We start from the raw sequence: 210 nt of genomic DNA, 5'->3' as shown, positions 1-210 counted from the left end.
ATTGTAATATGGTCAAGCCGATCGAGCGATTAGTATCACTTGGCTGAATCCATTACTGAACTTACACCTGTGACCTATCAACCAGGTCGTCTGCCTGGACTCTTCAGGGAGATCTTATCTTCAGGTGGGCTTCCCACTTATATGCTTTCAGCGGTTATCCCGACCGAACGTAGCTACTCTGCCATGCCACTGGTGTGACAACAGATGCAC

1 rRNA gene is annotated in these 210 nt (G+C 48.6%); it reads right to left on the bottom strand.

Annotation, left to right across the window (positions count from 1 at the left end):
- Positions 1 to 8 precede the first annotated feature (8 nt).
- Positions 9 to 210: ribosomal RNA gene (locus tag ND811_RS19560) — 23S ribosomal RNA — on the bottom strand; the annotation flags it as partial.

The organism is Leptospira soteropolitanensis (assembly GCF_026151655.1).
GTDB lineage: Bacteria > Spirochaetota > Leptospiria > Leptospirales > Leptospiraceae > Leptospira_A > Leptospira_A soteropolitanensis.
The sequence above is the reverse complement of the archived record's forward strand: the minus strand, read 5'-3'. Positions and strand labels throughout refer to the sequence as shown.